This is a genomic window from Altererythrobacter aquiaggeris (assembly GCF_037154015.1).
In the GTDB taxonomy this organism is placed as follows: Bacteria; Pseudomonadota; Alphaproteobacteria; order Sphingomonadales; family Sphingomonadaceae; genus Aestuarierythrobacter; species Aestuarierythrobacter aquiaggeris.
In genome coordinates this window covers 1,772,503-1,788,036 of the sequence record NZ_JBANRL010000001.1, presented here as the reverse complement: position 1 = coordinate 1,788,036, position 15,534 = coordinate 1,772,503, and the positions used below count along the sequence as shown (strand labels likewise).

General features: G+C 59.6%; 11 protein-coding genes. 8 read left to right on the top strand and 3 right to left on the bottom strand.

The window, feature by feature from the left end:
- The first annotated feature begins 557 nt into the window (after positions 1-557).
- The 6 genes from WFP06_RS08780 to mobF all read left to right on the top strand — a co-directional run bounded on the left by WFP06_RS08780 (position 558) and on the right by mobF (position 8,224).
- The gene (locus WFP06_RS08780) at positions 558-956 is read left to right on the top strand and encodes a single-stranded DNA-binding protein (RefSeq protein ID WP_054527752.1); all 399 of its coding nucleotides are present in this window, start codon (positions 558-560) and stop codon (positions 954-956) included.
- A 124-nt stretch (positions 957-1,080) separates the two neighbouring features.
- A complete protein-coding gene (locus WFP06_RS08775; protein ID WP_054527753.1) occupies positions 1,081-1,518 on the top strand; it encodes a hypothetical protein in 438 nt (145 codons plus the stop codon).
- A gap of 237 nt (positions 1,519-1,755) precedes the next feature.
- Entirely contained in the window at positions 1,756-1,977 is a 222-nt protein-coding gene (locus WFP06_RS08770; protein WP_054525571.1) for a hypothetical protein, read from the top strand.
- Positions 1,978-2,604: 627 nt separating this feature from the next.
- A complete protein-coding gene (locus WFP06_RS08765) occupies positions 2,605-2,934 on the top strand; it encodes an aldo-keto reductase family protein (protein ID WP_336986810.1) in 330 nt (109 codons plus the stop codon).
- The gene (locus tag WFP06_RS08760; protein ID WP_336986809.1) at positions 2,924-5,263 is read left to right on the top strand and encodes a type IV secretion system DNA-binding domain-containing protein; all 2,340 of its coding nucleotides are present in this window, start codon (positions 2,924-2,926) and stop codon (positions 5,261-5,263) included. The genes WFP06_RS08765 and WFP06_RS08760 overlap by 11 nt, the downstream gene beginning before the upstream one ends.
- A 48-nt stretch (positions 5,264-5,311) precedes the next feature.
- Positions 5,312-8,224: a MobF family relaxase gene (mobF, locus tag WFP06_RS08755; protein WP_336986808.1), complete on the top strand. Its 2,913-nt coding sequence runs from the start codon at positions 5,312-5,314 to the stop codon at positions 8,222-8,224.
- A gap of 93 nt (positions 8,225-8,317) precedes the next feature.
- Here mobF and WFP06_RS08750 read toward each other — a convergent pair whose 3' ends face one another.
- Entirely contained in the window at positions 8,318-9,532 is a 1,215-nt protein-coding gene (locus tag WFP06_RS08750; protein WP_336986807.1) for a type II toxin-antitoxin system HipA family toxin, read from the bottom strand.
- Positions 9,529-10,152: a helix-turn-helix domain-containing protein gene (locus WFP06_RS08745; RefSeq protein ID WP_336986806.1), complete on the bottom strand. Its 624-nt coding sequence runs from the start codon at positions 10,150-10,152 to the stop codon at positions 9,529-9,531. Before WFP06_RS08745 ends, WFP06_RS08750 begins: the two co-directional genes overlap by 4 nt.
- A gap of 463 nt (positions 10,153-10,615) precedes the next feature.
- Here WFP06_RS08745 and WFP06_RS08740 point away from each other — a divergent pair, with 463 nt between their 5' ends.
- Together WFP06_RS08740 and WFP06_RS08735 are read left to right on the top strand one after the other, a co-directional pair.
- Entirely contained in the window at positions 10,616-11,431 is an 816-nt protein-coding gene (locus WFP06_RS08740; RefSeq protein ID WP_336986805.1) for a Hachiman antiphage defense system protein HamA, read from the top strand.
- On the top strand, positions 11,421-14,537 hold the full coding sequence (locus WFP06_RS08735) for a DEAD/DEAH box helicase (RefSeq protein WP_336986804.1): 3,117 nt from the start codon (positions 11,421-11,423) through the stop codon (positions 14,535-14,537). Before WFP06_RS08740 ends, WFP06_RS08735 begins: the two co-directional genes overlap by 11 nt.
- A 249-nt stretch (positions 14,538-14,786) precedes the next feature.
- Here the strand turns inward: WFP06_RS08735 and WFP06_RS08730 are convergent, their stop codons facing one another.
- Positions 14,787-15,422, bottom strand: coding sequence for a S24 family peptidase (locus WFP06_RS08730; protein WP_336986803.1), 636 nt, complete (start codon positions 15,420-15,422; stop codon positions 14,787-14,789).
- Positions 15,423-15,534: the final 112 nt, after the last annotated feature.

Here is a 15,534-nt window from a genome sequence, read left to right as displayed (position 1 = left end):
CAGCAGCGACGGCGTTTTGATCCTGCTCCTGCACTGCGGTCCATCGGCCCGACGGACGACCACTTTTAAGGACGATGCGAGCCATGTCGAAAGGCTACCTAGAGGGCGCAGTACGGACTTATCTGCCTCAAATTACGCTGCCGCTGAGCACTTTGCCCTGTGATCGTTCCTGCACATGTTCGGGTCAGCCCCCGATCTCGATGTGGCGTTCGAGAACGAGCAAGACCGAGAAGCAGCCTGCAACTTCATGGATCTCCTGGAGGCATCGGAGGGCGATGGCGTTAGCTGATTGCAGGAAAGGTCAAGTGAGCCTGCAGACCCACACCCGATACCCATCCGGCTTTAGTCGCGAACAGTCCTGAACCAGGTCAGCTGAGGACGGCAACCCGTTCCTTTCCGGCCGTGTTGGCAGCTGCGCTGCCTGCCCGCACCACCCGTCATGAACAGGTTTCCCTTGGAGCTTTGCCCCTGCGGTGCAGTCCTCCCATGCCCTGCTTCTTCTGGATGTTCGCAAGCCGGAGATGGTCTCCGGTTTAAGGAACTGAAGGACTACCATCATGACCAATATCGCCATCATTACCGGCCGCATCGCCCGCGATCCCGACACCCGCGAGACCAAGGGCGGCACCAATGTCACCGGGATCACTGTCGTCACCGATCGCCCTGCGCGGGACAAGGACGGCAAGACCTACAAGGACGAGAACGGCTACACCGCCAAGGAAAGCGAGTTCCACCGGGTTACCTGCTTCAACGGCCTCGCCAAGACCGTCGGCCAGTACTGTTCCAAGGGCCAGCTGGTCAGTGTTCAGGGCCGCATCCACTACACCCAGTGGGAGGACAAGGACGGGGGCACGCGCTACGGCACCGAGATCCTCGCCGACAAGGTCGACTTCCTCTCGCGCGGCAACGGCAGCGGTGACGATCACGACAACCAGGACGCTCCCGAGATCGACTGAACTCTCACCTCGATCTCGCCTCCCGAAGGGGTCCTGTCCCAGCCGGACAGGGCCCCTTCCTCGCGTATGGAACGCCGAAGAACTTTCAGTAATCGTTTGCAAAAGCGGTGCTACGAAGAGCGCCATGACTGACCAGGCGATCGTTTGCTATCCGGGTGAGGCCGCGACTGCAGCCGAGGTTGTGGCACTTGCAAATGAGTATCGGATCGCGGCCCAGCTTCTCGTGCAGAATGGACGGCCCGGAGAACCCAGGTCGCGGGCGCCGTTTCGCATGGTCGCGATTCATGCGGTCGAGCTTTACCTCAACGCATTCCTTCTCCGATCGGGTCACAGCGCGGGCGAGGTCCGGGGTCTCCAGCACAACCTCGCGGCAAGGGCGGACCTCGCAGTCGAGCTTGGGCTGGTGCTGCGGAAGCGGACGCGGGAACACCTGCATGCCATGTCGCAGTCGCGCGAATTTCTTGTGACGCGATACGTGCCCAGCGGGACCAGCCTATCGGAGATCAACCGCCTGCAGGCGACGCTGACAGAGGTCGCGCAGAAGGTCTCGGGAGCTATCTAGCTTGGGACCGGAGGGGAGGGGCCTGGCTCACGTTCTCCCATTCTGATGGCCGTGCAACAGGCGCGTCAAGGACGGCAGGGTCCCACCATTTTGACTCCCCTTCGCTACGCTACGGTCCGACAAAATCGTTACCCCTACCGCCGCTTCGCGGTCGCCCAAGTGGGCGATCCCTGACCCGCCGGCCGCACGCCCATCCGTCCTGCTCCTGCCGTCAACGGCAGACATCAGGAGGATACAATGGCTTCAATTGCTCGGATCAATTCGAACTCGGAACGCTACTTTGCCGCGCTGGCTGTGGCAGAGCGTCGGGCGTTGCACAGCTTCTTCGATCAGCATATCGTTGAGGACCGAGAACTCGGATACTTTGCTTTGGATGAGGGTGACTACAACGCGCTTCCTGCGCATCTTGCAGCGCGCGTGGTGCATACGGTTCATGGGGCAATGCTCGATGAGTTCTGACCGTAGGATCAGGGCGGGGACCGGGAACGGTTCCTGCCTTTTTTCTTGTTCGCAGGGTTAGGAGAGATGGGTATTCCCGATCGTTCTGCACCTCATCTCCATTCGATCTTGGGACAGTCCGGTGATGGCTATCTGGTCCCTATGATCCTCTCAAACGACCGGGCAATTGGCCCGCCTGGGGAATGACCCGCCGAGGGGGATTCTCACATAACTAAGGCCAGTTGGTAGCCCACCGGCATTTTCGCCCTGAATCTCGCTTTTCCCTACGAGGACACAATTGCTCGCGCTCCAAGAATAAGGATTAGAATTCAACCCATTGAACGGAACTCAGGGCCTCCTGAAAAGCCCCGCACACATTGGAACTTGACAGGCACACCGTACGCAGCGGGTGCTGCGATGGAAGGCGCGGAATTGTTTCGCGAATTCACGAAATTTCGCCGATACCATCTTCTGTGCCGGATCCGGTCCACTTGCGTTCTCGTCCGTGCCGAGTCGGCACAGATCCATTTAATCTGCTGAAAAGCGACGTGAATTTTCCGTTTTCCTACACCCCGTGCTGCGGCCTAGAGTGGCACTTGCCTTTCGAAGGGTGAGCCAGGTTCTTTGAACACAAGGAACTTGGAAAAAATGCAAAGACACCACCGGTTCGTGACCTATGTCACGCCCCTGATCGCCGAATGGATCAGGAAACAAGCAGTCGAGCGCAGGGTCAGCGCGAGTATCGTTGTTTGCGATTGCATCTTCGATGCCTGGCAGCGCGCAACCGAAGCTGATCTGAGGACCCCGGCGACCGATCCGGTGCGCCAGAACATCTTCATCACGGTCGCATTGGATGCGCTGCTTACGCATCATCCCGACAGCACTCTGCGCGACAGAACGGTCGCTGCCTACCAGCGCCGGCTGGAGCGCCTCGGTATCGTTGCACCCCGACCCATGGGAGGCGAGGATGAAGCATAATCTCGTCAACTTCACCCGCGGCAGCCAGCTTCTGGGGCATTTCGGCTTCATGTTTGCTGCGGGCCTCAAGGGGCCCCTGATCGTGACACTCTTGGTCGTTCTCGGGCTGGTCTATTGGGACGTAAGCGGGGCGCTAGACGACTACCAGGTCTACCTCCTGTGGATGCATGCCTATGCCTCTGGCTATGCCTTCATGGAGTTCGATCCGGACAAGCTTGTGAACCTCAAGCTGGCCGATGGGAGCCTCGTCGCATTTCCCATTTCCGTCGTGACCGATTACCCGCCGATGCGCGAAGCGGTCGCGCTATTCCGGAGCGCAGTGATCAGCGCCTTGTGGCTTGCCGGGTTCATTCTTGCGCCGCTCTTCGCTCTTTTCTGGTGGATTGCCGAACGCTTCGGCGAGAAGTCGAAACAGAAGAAGCATGTACGCGGGGCGGAGCTTGCTACCTTGCGCGAACTTGGCCGGGAGATCGCCGCGCACAACCGCGATGCCCGTGCCCGCGAGTATGGCGATGCGTTGGGCTGGCGCTGGCGTCTGGCCGGGTCGACTTCGCTGCGGAATGCGGGCTTCTATTTTCCCGCGCATCTCGCAGGGGTCAGCTGGCCCTGGCGCCTCGAGCAGAGTCACGCGATGCTTGTTGGCACAACCGGGACAGGCAAGACCGTTGTCCTGACTGAGCTTACCAGGAAGATCCGCGAACGGGGCGAACGCGCGGTCATTTTTGACCTTACCGGAGCCTTTGTCGAAACCTTCTACGATCCAGCACGCGACGTTATTCTCAACCCGCTCGACGCGCGCTGTCCCGCCTGGAGCGTGTTCAACGATTGCTCGACACGTGCCGAATTCCATGCCGCAGCAGAGTCCCTCGTCCCGCACGATGGGGGCGGCGCCGAACAGTTCTGGGTGCTCGCCGCGCGCACGCTGTTCGTCGAGACCTGTCTCAAGCTCGCCGAAGCAGGGCGGGGCACCAACGCCGCGCTGGCCCACGAACTCATGAACGCCGATCTCTCCGATCTGCACCGCCTGGTCGAAGATACCATGGCCGGTCCCATCAGCACGCCGAGCGCGGCGCGCATGGCGGAATCGGTCCGGGCAGTGTTCAATGTCAACGCCAAGGCGCTCCAGATGCTGCCCGAAGACGGGACGCCCTTTTCGGTCCGCGCGTGGATCAACGGGGCAGGTGATCCGGGCTCGATCCTGTTCCTGTCTGCCCGCTACATCGACATGAGCGTGCTCTCGCAATTGCTCACGCTGTGGCTCGACACCGCGATCAATACGCTGATGGCGGGCCAGCGCTCGCGGGACATCAGGCTCTGGTTCCTGATCGACGAACTGGGCGCCCTGCATCGTCTCCCTTCACTCGAAAAGGGCCTCCAGACCGCGCGCAATTTCGGGGGCGCGATCGTCACCGGCATTCATGCCTTTGCCAAGCTCAAGGATGTCTACGGTGAGAACATGGCGATGACCCTGTCCTCACTTGCCCGCACCAAGCTTATCCTTGGTACCGCAGATCGCGAGACCGCCACCTGGTGTTCCGATATCATCGGCCACCGCGAGGTTCGCGAGATGGAGGAAGGTTACAGCTACGGCTACAACAATGCGCGTGATGCGGTCAGCCTGACGCCCCGCCGCCAGGTCGTCCCGCTGCTGCTTCCCGACGAGCTGATGAAGCTCAAGAACCTTCATGGCTTCATCAAGTTTCCCGAAGGATTTCCGGCGGCACCCGTGGTTCTCGAACCGCGCAACTGGCCTCGGGTAGCCGAAGGCTTCATTCCCCGCGATATGCCGAAGCCACCGCCGCAGACCCGGCACGCTGATGATAAAGATGGAGCAGGGGGCGGTGCCGGAGCAGCCTCTGAAACAGGCGACAATGATGGTGATCCTCGCCGGATGAGGGACGCGCACGATCGCTCCGACAGCGCTGAAAAGAAAGCCGACAAGGAAGACAAAAAGGAACTGCGCCGGACCCGTCGCAGCAACAAGGGCGATCAGGCTCGACCGGACCAGACAAGGAAGCGTCGCGATCCGAATGCGCGAGGGAAAAGGGCGACATCGGACCCTCAGCGGCCGGCTCAATCCGAACTTCCTCTGGCTTCGAAAGCTGAGGAGCACCGCGGCATGGAGCAACGGGCTGTGCCTTCCGCCAGGTCCGATATTCCCGATCCCGCAGCGCATCAGCGAGCACAGGTCGCGCGCGGCAAGGCCGACCAGAGGCTCCAGGAAGAGCAGCAGAAGTCGCTTCTTGGCGGTGCAGCGAAACAGGGCCGCGATGCCGATCAGTGGCAGGACCATGGTCACGATTACGGGGACTTCGATCCGGATATGTGACGCTCAACCGGGGAGGGGACGAGGGCCAAGAGAAAGTGATCCCAGCCCATGCTTTCCGTCGCCAATGTCCGCTCGCCATCGGCGGCGGCAAGCTACTTCGCTTCGGACAATTACTACGCGAGCGCCGATGCCGACCGCTCGGGCCAATGGGTCGGCGAGGGTGCAAGGCGCCTTGGTCTCGACGGCAAGGTCGAGACCAAGGCGTTCGACGCGCTGCTGCGTGGCGAGCTGCCCGACGGCAGCAGTGTCGGCAATCCCGGGCAGGCACACCGCCCAGGTACAGACCTCACCTTCTCCGTTCCCAAGAGCTGGTCGCTGCTGGCGCTCGTCGGGAAGGACGAGCGGATCATTGCCGCCTACCGCGAAGCCGTCCTCGAAGCGCTGCACTGGGCTGAGAAGAATGCGGCCGAGACCCGGATGGTGGAGAAAGGCAAGATCGTAACGCAGGCCACCGGAAACCTTGCGATCGGCCTGTTCCAGCACGACACCAACCGTAACCAGGAGCCGAACCTCCATTTCCATGCGGTCATCGCCAATGTCACGCAAGGCAAGGACGGGAAGTGGCGTACGCTCAAGAACGACCGGCTCTGGCAGCTCAACACCACGCTCAATTCTATCGCGATGGCGCGCTTTCGCGTCGCGGTCGAGAAGCTTGGCTATGAGCCGGGACCGACCCTCAAGCATGGCAATTTCGAGGCGCGCGGTATCACCCGCGAACAGGTCATGGCGTTCTCGAGCCGCCGCCAGGAAGTGCTCGATGCACGGCGCGGTTCTGGTCTTGAAGCGGGCCGCATTGCCGCGCTCGATACGCGCGCGAGCAAGGACGGGATCGAGGACCGCGAGGCCCTCGGCATGCAATGGAGCGAAACCGCGAAATCGATCGGGCTGGACCTCGCGCCCTTGGTCGAGCGGGCCCGGACCCGCACACTGAAACAGTCGATCGAAACTGGCAGGTTCGACTCGCTTGTCGAGCGCGGGCGCGCATGGCTGGGACGCTTCGCCGCGCATGTCAGGGGCGATCCGGCTGATCCGCTTGTGCCCAAGTCGGTCCTCAGGCAGGACCGACAGACGATCGCGGCGGCACAGGCTGTCGCTTCGGCGGTGCGTCATCTTTCGCAGCGCGAGGCAGCCTTCGAGTGCACTGCGCTCTACAAGGCTGCGCTCGATTTCGGGTTGCCAGCGACGATTGCCGATATTGCAAAACGGACCCGCGCCTTGGTGCGCTCCGGCGATCTCGTAGCAGGGAAGGGAGAGCACAAGGGCTGGCTCGCTTCGCGTGACGCGGTGATCGCCGAGCAGCGGATCTTGTCCGAGGTTGCCGCTGGCAAGGGTGCGAGCTCGTCTGCAGTTGAGCCGGGAAGCGCGACCGCTCGTGTTCAGGCCGCTGCAATGGCAGGGCAGGGGTTCCGCCTCAACGAGGGTCAGCTCGGGGCGGCGAAGCTGATCCTGACGTCCGAGGATCGAACGATCGCGGTCCAGGGAATTGCCGGTGCCGGCAAGAGCAGCGTTCTGAAGCCAGTCGCCGAGGTGCTGCGCGACGAGGGCCACCCGGTCATTGGCCTCGCGATCCAGAACACGCTCGTCCAGATGCTCGAACGCGACACCGGCATCGGCTCGCAGACGCTGGCACGCTTTCTTGGTGGCTGGAACAAGCTGCTCGACGATCCCGGCAACGCGGCGCTGCGTTTGGAGGCCAAGGCGGCGCTGAAGGACCATGTGCTCGTGCTCGACGAGGCTTCGATGGTCTCGAACGAGGACAAGGAAAAGCTCGTCCGCCTTGCCAATCTTGCTGGCGTTCACCGCCTGGTCCTGATGGGGGACCGCAAGCAGCTCGGCGCAGTCGATGCGGGCAAACCCTTCGCGCTGCTGCAGCGGACGGGCATGGCGAGCGCTGAAATGGCGACCAACCTGCGCGCCCGCGATCCAGTCATCCGCGAGGCGCAGGCGGCAGCACAGGCGGGTGATGTACGCACGGCGCTGCGTCACCTGCAGCCGCACACACTCGAGGCCAAGGGCGATGGCGCGCTGGTCGCTGCTGGTACCTGGTTGGCGCTCGACAAGGACGACCGCGCGCGGACATCGATCTACGCCTCGGGCCGCGCCATCCGCTCTGCGGTCAATGCTGCCGTCCAGCAGGGACTTCTCGCCAATGGCGAGATCGGACCGGGCAAGGCCGAGCTTGGAGTGCTCGATCGCGTCAACACGACCCGCGAAGAACTGCGACATCTGTCAGCCTACCAGCCTGGTCGGGTGCTCGAGGTCTCGAGAAAGCAACAGGCCCTGGGACTGTCAGCGGGCGAGTATCGTGTCCTGGGACAGGACCGGAAGGGCAGGCAGGTCGAAGTCGCGGACAAGCGTGGCAAGCGGTTCCGGTTCGATCCCGCGCGGATCAGGGCAGGGAAGGGCGACCAGAATCTGACCTTGCATGAGCCGAGGAAGCTAGAAATCCATGAAGGCGACCGGATCCGATGGACCCGCAACGATCATCGCCGCTGCCTGTTCAATGCCGACCAGGCCAGGGTGGTTGCCATTGCCGGTGGGAAGATCACATTCGAAGCTTCCAAGGGAGACCAGGTCGAGCTCAAAAAGGACGATCCGATGCTGAAGCGGATCGATCTTGCCTATGCGCTCAACGCCCACATGGCGCAGGGTCTGACATCCGATCGCGGCATAGCCGTCATGGACAGCCGCGAGCGCAACCTGTCGAACCAGAAAACGTTCCTGGTGACGATCACGAGGCTTCGCGATCACCTGACACTGGTCGTCGACAGTTCGGACAGGCTCGGAGCAGCCGTGGCACGCAACAAAGGCGAGAAGGCCTCGGCCCTCGAGGTCACCGCACAGTTGACGCCGACAGAAAAGAAAAACGGCGAACTTGATCAGCTGAAACCGGAAGAGGCCAACAAGGCCGAAAAGGAACTCGCCCGAAGCAAGAGCAAGGCACTGGACTTCGGGATTTGAAAGGCCGCTATGTGCCAGATTTTCTGACGAATTGGGCCAGGCAGTTGGTCTAGGTGGTGCTTACGCGCGAACGGCCGGATTTCGGAACCGCTCTCAGATCGCAAGAGTTTTGCGATGCCTCTCGATCGCGCTTCGCACATGATCGGGGAAGGGGAGGTGTCCGCTTTCGCTGCTCCAGGCGTCATCAAACCGTGCAACGACATCCTTTGCTGTCGCGGTGATCAGCCTGGCAGGCAGCCGAGCTCTATCGGCGATCGCTTCGAGTTCATCATAGGTATAGGACGCCCACTCGCGCGAGCTATGAAACTTGAGTGCAGCATCGTCGCCCGGGATATAGGCGAGCGTCGAAAGCAAGTCATAGGCAGGTGCAAGCAGCGCGTTGCGCCTATCCGGATAGATCAACGACCAGTTCTTGAGGTGCATGTCGCCATTCCCGATCAGCACCGAGTAGGTGAGCCGGCGGACGAATTCGACCACGCTTTGCTCGTCTGTTTCGATCGCCAGCACACTGAGGATCTGGCGGTAGCTCGCATTCTCGTATTTATCGTCTGCAAAGACACCGAACACCTGGGCGAAGTCTTCGGTGTGCACTGGTCCCTCTTCCCCCCGGTCGAAGCGCCGGATGGCAAAAGCGGATTTACCGTAACGTGTGATACCTTCGGGTATGCCATCGATCTGATCGAGAGGCACAAGGTCGATTTCAGGTACGTCGATCCCGATCTTTGCTGCCAGTTTCATCGCTGCGAATTCAGCCTCGGGCACGTCCGGATGTCTTGCAGAGGGCAGCTTGACGATCCAGTCGCCGCCGCTGCCTGCCACCGGGATCGTCAGTCCGCCATTCTTTCCCTGGGCTTTGATCGCCGAGAATTTGAGTTGCACGCCGGCAAGTGAGAAGCGCAGCGCGCGCTTTGCCTGCTTCTCCACCGCTTCTTCATCGGGCTCGTCGGCCTCCCTTTCCTCAGCATCGTGGGCGATGGCGCGCACCGCGCCGGGAAGATCGCGACCCAGCTGTGCCAGAAGGTAGTACTCGCGAACGGCTTTCACGCCCGCGCGGCGGGCCAGGTAGTCGCGAAGCGTTCCTTCGGGAAGGAGGTTGGAGAAGAACGGCTCGATCTTCGTTCGATAGCTGCGTGTCTCCGCAATGATTTCGCCATTCGCGTCCTTGTAGGCGAGCGACAGCGTTGGCCGATCCTGGTCGGCAAGGTAGACTTCGTCGAATGTGAAGATGCTCGCATCTCCATCGAGGCGCGCAATAGTTCCAACGCGCGTCTCACCCAGAAAGATATCGAGAGCCGCTGCGTCGATCATGTGGCATCGTCCTCAAGCCGGTAAGCAGGCCGACTGGGGGCACTATCTCGATCGATTGCGTGAACCTGCAGGTTTCTGACGTGCCGTAGGGCACGTGTGGATGCCGCGATCTGCTGGGCGAGTTTCTTCGTTCCTTCTTTTTGCTCAAGCGCCCAGCCGAGGTCCTGAAGATGCTTTTTCAGATGAGCGACGGGCTGCAAAGCCTGCTGGATGGCTTTGAGCGTTTCGGGACTGAAATTGACGGTCTGGACATCTTTAAGTGCGCTTTGAAACTCATTCACCTCGGTGACGCTCGGATAGCTCTGCCGTAGTCGCTCAGCGAACCGGTTGGTTTCGGCAATCGTTGCGAGCGTTCGGCTTGTCTCGCTTCTTTCGCGCTGTGATCGCAAAACGCCTTCGATCGCCGGTACGGTCTTTCGAGGCACAAGCTTCAGCTCGAGGTCGAGCGCGCGCGCTATTTCGACAAGGCTGGAAATCTGTAGGTCTACATTGCCGCCTTCGATTTTGGAAATATGGCTTTGAGGCAAGCCTACCCGCTCACCCAGCTCTTTCTGGGTAAAGCCCTTTGCTATCCGAGCCGCTTTGATGCTTGCGGCGATGTCTTCGATTGCCGTGCTCATAAATATGTTTCTGCATATGCTCATCGACCATTATATATCTTAGCATATACGACAATCCGTGAGAATAGCAAGAAAAATATGCAAGGACATATATCCCTGACTCCTCATATGTCATTGCATATCATGATTGGAGATTGGCGAACAGAAAACCCCAGCAGTCGTCACTTTGCAGAACCTCTTCCGGCTTTTTACCGGTCAGTCGATGACAGAGCTTTCGCCCAGAGGCCTGCCGATCAGTCAGGAGCGCCAACGGCGGCAATGCGCCCCAAGTCCGGACATCCAGCATCGCTGATACGCTTTCCAAAAGCTGACGCTTGTTCCCGGCAATTTTCCGAGAAATCAAATTGCCGGGTGTGCACGGCTCGCCGCTGCTCGTACAATTCCCATTCTATCGTAGTCAGCCACGGAGCCGTTGTAGGATATCTGGCCATGACACGGCATTTAGATTTGGGGTTTAAAATAAATGGCTGCGCCGCCGCACATAGATTGGATAAAGGACACGGGTGAACGTCGCCAGACGGCTTGCGGGCAAGAAATCCAAATTTGGGAACTGGATCCCGTTGACGACCAGGCCATTCTCTCGGCCTGGGCGGCACATTTCCGACATCATTACTGCGCAGACGCTGATCTTCCCGCACTCGTCAACGGCACCGGCAAGAGCAAGGCCGAGTTTCTGAATACGATATTGTTTCCCGATGCGAAGGTGGCACCCGGCCCGAGCCTTCGGTCAGGTGACTTTGGCGAGATACTGGTCGCCGACTTTATCGAGTTCATATTGGGATATTGGTGTCCTCGGGAGCTTCGGTATCAGGATCGCTGGAATCGACAGGATTCCACCAAGGGCTGCGACATTGTCGGCTTCAAGTTTGTGAATAATAAAGGCGAAAGCGCGAACGACGAGCTGTATATCTTCGAATCAAAGTCCGGTCTGTCCGCGACCAAAAGCAATCGGCTTCAAGATGCGGTCACGGACTCGATGAAGGACCACCTTCGCGAAGCGATGACGCTGAATGCGATGAAGCAGCGCCTGCTGGTCCGCGGGGAAGCCGCGCAGGTCGAGGCCGTCCAGCGATTCCAGAACGAAACTGAGCGGCCATTCCGTCGCATCAACGGGGCGGCTGCAGTGTTGGACATTGATGTCTTCGCGACAACGAAGCTGGAAGAGACTGACGCGACCGGGCACAAGAACGTCGCAAACCTGCGGCTGCTTGTCATCAAGGGACCCTCCCTGATGCAACTTGTCCAAGCTCTTTATGAAAAGGCGGCTAATGAAGCCTAAAGCAACGGCAACTCGGGTGCTTTCCACAACGCGGGCGCGGGCGAAAATGCACGAGTTCCGCGTCGCCCCGGCGGATTTCATTGAGCTATATCGGGATCCATCGACGCTATTCGATCTGGCGGTGGGTATTCTTGGTGACGTGGCCGCCGTCACCGCGAATCAGTTTCGCGAAGCCGACGGCCTGGAAGGGTTCAATCCGGATGTCGAGCCGGTGAGCTGGGATGGCGAAGAGCTTTCCGTATCGGAAGGTCTTCGCTTCGCCTCAACGTTCTTCGACGCCTACCTGAATGCCAAGCTCGACGAGACAATTTCAGTCGAGTTCTCGCTGCTATGCGCAAGCGCTTATTATCTCAACGACAGCGTCGGAAATGCTACTGTCATCATCAAAAAGATGGAGCCGCCGCCCCTAGACTTTGCCGCCGGACTGGCTCGACTGGTTTATCAGATTTTGCTCAACGACTTCTCGCCAATCGACGCGGGTTCCGATCGGGTGAATGCTGTCCTTGCTGGCATGAACGGTTTCATGACTTTCGCATCTGGCGTACCCGAGGTTTCCGCCGCTTGCGACGCTCTCCGGGGAGTCGCCTATCAGAACGGCTCGCCGCGCGAGCTGCTCTACGCAGATCTGACAGCCGCTATCTGTGCAACCAAACTCCGAAACTCATCGCGGACGATCCTGCCTGAAGCGTCGGGCCTTGATGCTGCGGCGTGGCAACCTGCGCTTGAAAAATCTCATTTCCCGATTGAACTGTGGCCTGCCCAACAACGCATTGCCACCGCAGGCCTGCTGCAAGGCCGCTCCGCCGTCATACAAATGCCGACAAGCGCGGGTAAAACCCGAGCAACAGAATTGATAATCCGCTCGGCCTTTTTATCGCAGCGGGCTTCGCTGGCCGTGATCGTCGCCCCCTATCGCTCGCTCTGTCATGACATCAGGGGCGATCTTGTGACGGCATTTGCTGGAGAACCCATTCGTCTGGATGAGGCCTCGGACTCTTTTCAGTTCGATATCCAGTTAGAGCAAATTCTTGCGGTGAACACAGTGCTGATCGTGACGCCAGAGAAGCTGCTTTACATGCTGCGCCGCGCCCCGGAGCTGGTCGATCGCATCGGCCTTGTCATCTACGACGAGGGCCATCAGTTTGATGGTCTCACGCGGGGACCGACGTATGAACTTCTCCTCACGTCTCTGAAATTGACCCTGCCGGAAGCGACCCAAGTCATTCTGATTTCCGCGGTGATCGGGAACGCCAACGCCGTCGCAGATTGGTTGGTTGGCGATCCGGAGGCCGTTATTGACGGCGCGGGGCTGCTCCCTACGTCGAAAAGCATAGCTTTTGCGAGCTGGCAGGATGCGAGAGGACGACTTGAATATGTGAGCCCGACTGATCCCGAAGAAAGCGAATTTTGGGTTCCTCGCATCATCGACGACTTCCCCCTGAATCTTCGCGGGAAAGAGACAAAGGTCCGACGATTTCCTGAAAAATCAAAGGGCGGCGAAGTTGGTTTGTTTCTCGGGCTCTACGTCGTGGGCAACGGGAGCGTCGCGGTCTTCTGCGGCAAGAAAGATAGCGTGACGACCGTCTGTCGGCGGGCCGTCGACATCTTTGATCGTGGCGCAAATTTGCCGAAGCCCGTCGATGTGTCGGATGCGGCGGAGGTCGAAAAACTCAGAAGTCTAACCGAAGCACATCTAGGACCCGATGCGGTGGCGACTAACGCGGCGCGCCTCGGGATATTCGCCCATCACGCGGACACGCCCCAAGGCCTCAGGCTGTCAATCGAGTATGCTATGAAGGTGGGATTGGCCAAATTTGTGGTCTGCACCTCCACGCTAGCGCAGGGCGTCAATTTCCCTCTGAAGTATCTGATTATCACGTCTACGCGCCAAAGTGCGGAGAGCATTATGGTACGCGACTTCCAAAACCTAATGGGTCGGGCAGGCCGCGCCGGCATGCACACCGAGGGAAGTGTGATCTTTGCAACTCCTTCGATATTTGATCAGCGCAACGACTATAGAAACCGGTGGCGTTGGAATGAGGCGAAGGAACTACTAGACGCCTCGAAGTCAGAGCCGACGAAAAGCAGCATCCTCAGCCTGTTCGACGATTACGTGCAGCGGCAGAGTGACGCGCCGCCAGTAGTCCAACCGATTCAGCCTCAATGGCTAGACCTAGCTTTCGCGGATCAGGCGCGGATTGAGGCGGTGGTGCAGGAAGCGCTCAACATACAGCCGAACATCAGCACAGCAGAGTTTCGAAAATTTATCGAACGTCGGGCACGGGCTATCCAAGCCATCGCGGCATTTCTAGTCGCGAATATGACCTTTCTAGAAGAGGAAGGTCAGGAGCGTGTTTCCAACCTCGCCTCGCACACGCTGGCCTATCATCTGGCACCCGAGGAGATGCGCCCTGCTGTCGTCGATGTTTTCCAGATGATTGCTGCCGCCATCGCTGCGAACACCGACGGCGACCAGCGGGCCGTGATCCGGAAGTCACCGCTGCCGCCAGCGATCATTGCCGAGCTACAGGCATGGCTTGTCGAGAATGCAGCGGCGCTCCGGGATGCGATCGAGGTAGACCAGTTACTGCAAGTGGCGGGCGAGAAGATCATCTCTTGGAACTCCGCCCCTTCCATACGATCGTTGTCCGACGATGGTTTTTTGCCCGAGGCATTGGCGGACTGGGTCGCAGGCCGCCCCTTCTACCATATCCATGCGAAGATGGCGGCGCTGGGCATCCGGGTCAGCGGCAATCATGCAACCGTCGAGAGCGCTGTCGCTCTCTGCGAAGGGGCCTTTTCCTATGACTTGGCGATGATTACCGCCTCCCTCGCCGACCTCGCCGAGCCGATGGACGAAACCCTCTTTAAGGGCTTCTCCACGCTCCAGAAGCAAATCAAATACGGGCACAGCGATCCAGCCGCAATCGCCTTCATGGAGTCGGGTTTTGCTGACCGTGTAGTGGCAAACTTCCTGTCGTTTTTGTGGAACAATGTGCGTGACCGAGACGGAGTGCGCACGGCCTGCCGGCATGAGGGAATGCTTCCGGCACTGGCGGCCTATCCGTCTTATTTCTCATCAGTTGCAACCGAGATCGCTGCCTAGAGTTTACGGCCTGCCGTCCCTTAGAGCTGCATCACGAACGCGCCAGACCGTATGCGCCAAGACGTCTTCAGGCTTGGTCGAGATTGGTTAGGCAGACGGATGACAGGTTCACATGGCCGAGGCGCCGTTGTCGAATAAGTCCGCATCAAGCCTAGACCTGGCCGTTGCTCGATTGACCCGCAACAATGTCCGGTCTTGCGGTCTGCCGATCCGATAGCAATCAGTCGGCTACCGGCCCAAGTCCTTCCGCTACAAGGCTCGGCCGAACCAGATAACCCGGCCCACCACGTGAACCTCCGACCGATCCATGTCGTGCCAGGTCGGGTAAGCAGGATTATCGCTGGCAATGGTAATCTGGCGGCCACCCGGCTTGATGGCGATCCGCTTCACGACGAGGGTATCATCAGAGCGAAGAACGTAGATCCCGTCGCGCAACCGCGATCCGTGATCTGAAGCATCAACCAGAACCTCGTCACCATCGCTTAGGGTAGGCTCCATAGAGTCACCCTTGACCCCAACGATCGACAGGCTCGCGCTCTTGGCCGACGTCAGGTGCCGCAGCCACCGCTCGTCGAACCCGAACCGGGTGTGTGCGGTCTCACTGGCAGCTACCGCGCCGAATCCCGCAGATGCTTCGACATCGAGAACCGGTATCTCGACCATGCCATCATTGACCGCGTTGGCGGGACCGCCGAGCACTTGCTCATCGACGCCGAAGAAGCAGGCGAGTGTCTTTCGGTCTTCGTCATCGAGCTTTCGCGGTGAACCGCGCTTGATGAATTGCTGCACATAAGCAGGGTTGCGACCGAGCAGCCGCGATATCGAGGCGTAGCCATATCCGCCCTTGAGGATCAGCCGGTCGAGCTCTTCTCTGACATGTTCCATCTATCTTTCCTTCGAATCTCAATCGTAGGAATTTTCCTAGACTCGCGGATACGATCCTAGTAGGAACAGAACAAGAACACAAGGGATTTGCGAGTCGGAGCGAAAAGGGCAT

Coding starts and splice junctions, on each gene's coding strand:
- WFP06_RS08780 (WP_054527752.1), top strand. CDS start 558: ATGACCAATATCGCCATCATTACCGGCCGCATCGCCCGCGATCCCGAC.
- WFP06_RS08775 (WP_054527753.1), top strand. CDS start 1,081: ATGACTGACCAGGCGATCGTTTGCTATCCGGGTGAGGCCGCGACTGCA.
- WFP06_RS08770 (WP_054525571.1), top strand. CDS start 1,756: ATGGCTTCAATTGCTCGGATCAATTCGAACTCGGAACGCTACTTTGCC.
- WFP06_RS08765 (WP_336986810.1), top strand. CDS start 2,605: ATGCAAAGACACCACCGGTTCGTGACCTATGTCACGCCCCTGATCGCC.
- WFP06_RS08760 (WP_336986809.1), top strand. CDS start 2,924: ATGAAGCATAATCTCGTCAACTTCACCCGCGGCAGCCAGCTTCTGGGG.
- mobF (WP_336986808.1), top strand. CDS start 5,312: ATGCTTTCCGTCGCCAATGTCCGCTCGCCATCGGCGGCGGCAAGCTAC.
- WFP06_RS08750 (WP_336986807.1), bottom strand. CDS start 9,532: ATGATCGACGCAGCGGCTCTCGATATCTTTCTGGGTGAGACGCGCGTT.
- WFP06_RS08745 (WP_336986806.1), bottom strand. CDS start 10,152: ATGAGCACGGCAATCGAAGACATCGCCGCAAGCATCAAAGCGGCTCGG.
- WFP06_RS08740 (WP_336986805.1), top strand. CDS start 10,616: ATGGCTGCGCCGCCGCACATAGATTGGATAAAGGACACGGGTGAACGT.
- WFP06_RS08735 (WP_336986804.1), top strand. CDS start 11,421: ATGAAGCCTAAAGCAACGGCAACTCGGGTGCTTTCCACAACGCGGGCG.
- WFP06_RS08730 (WP_336986803.1), bottom strand. CDS start 15,422: ATGGAACATGTCAGAGAAGAGCTCGACCGGCTGATCCTCAAGGGCGGA.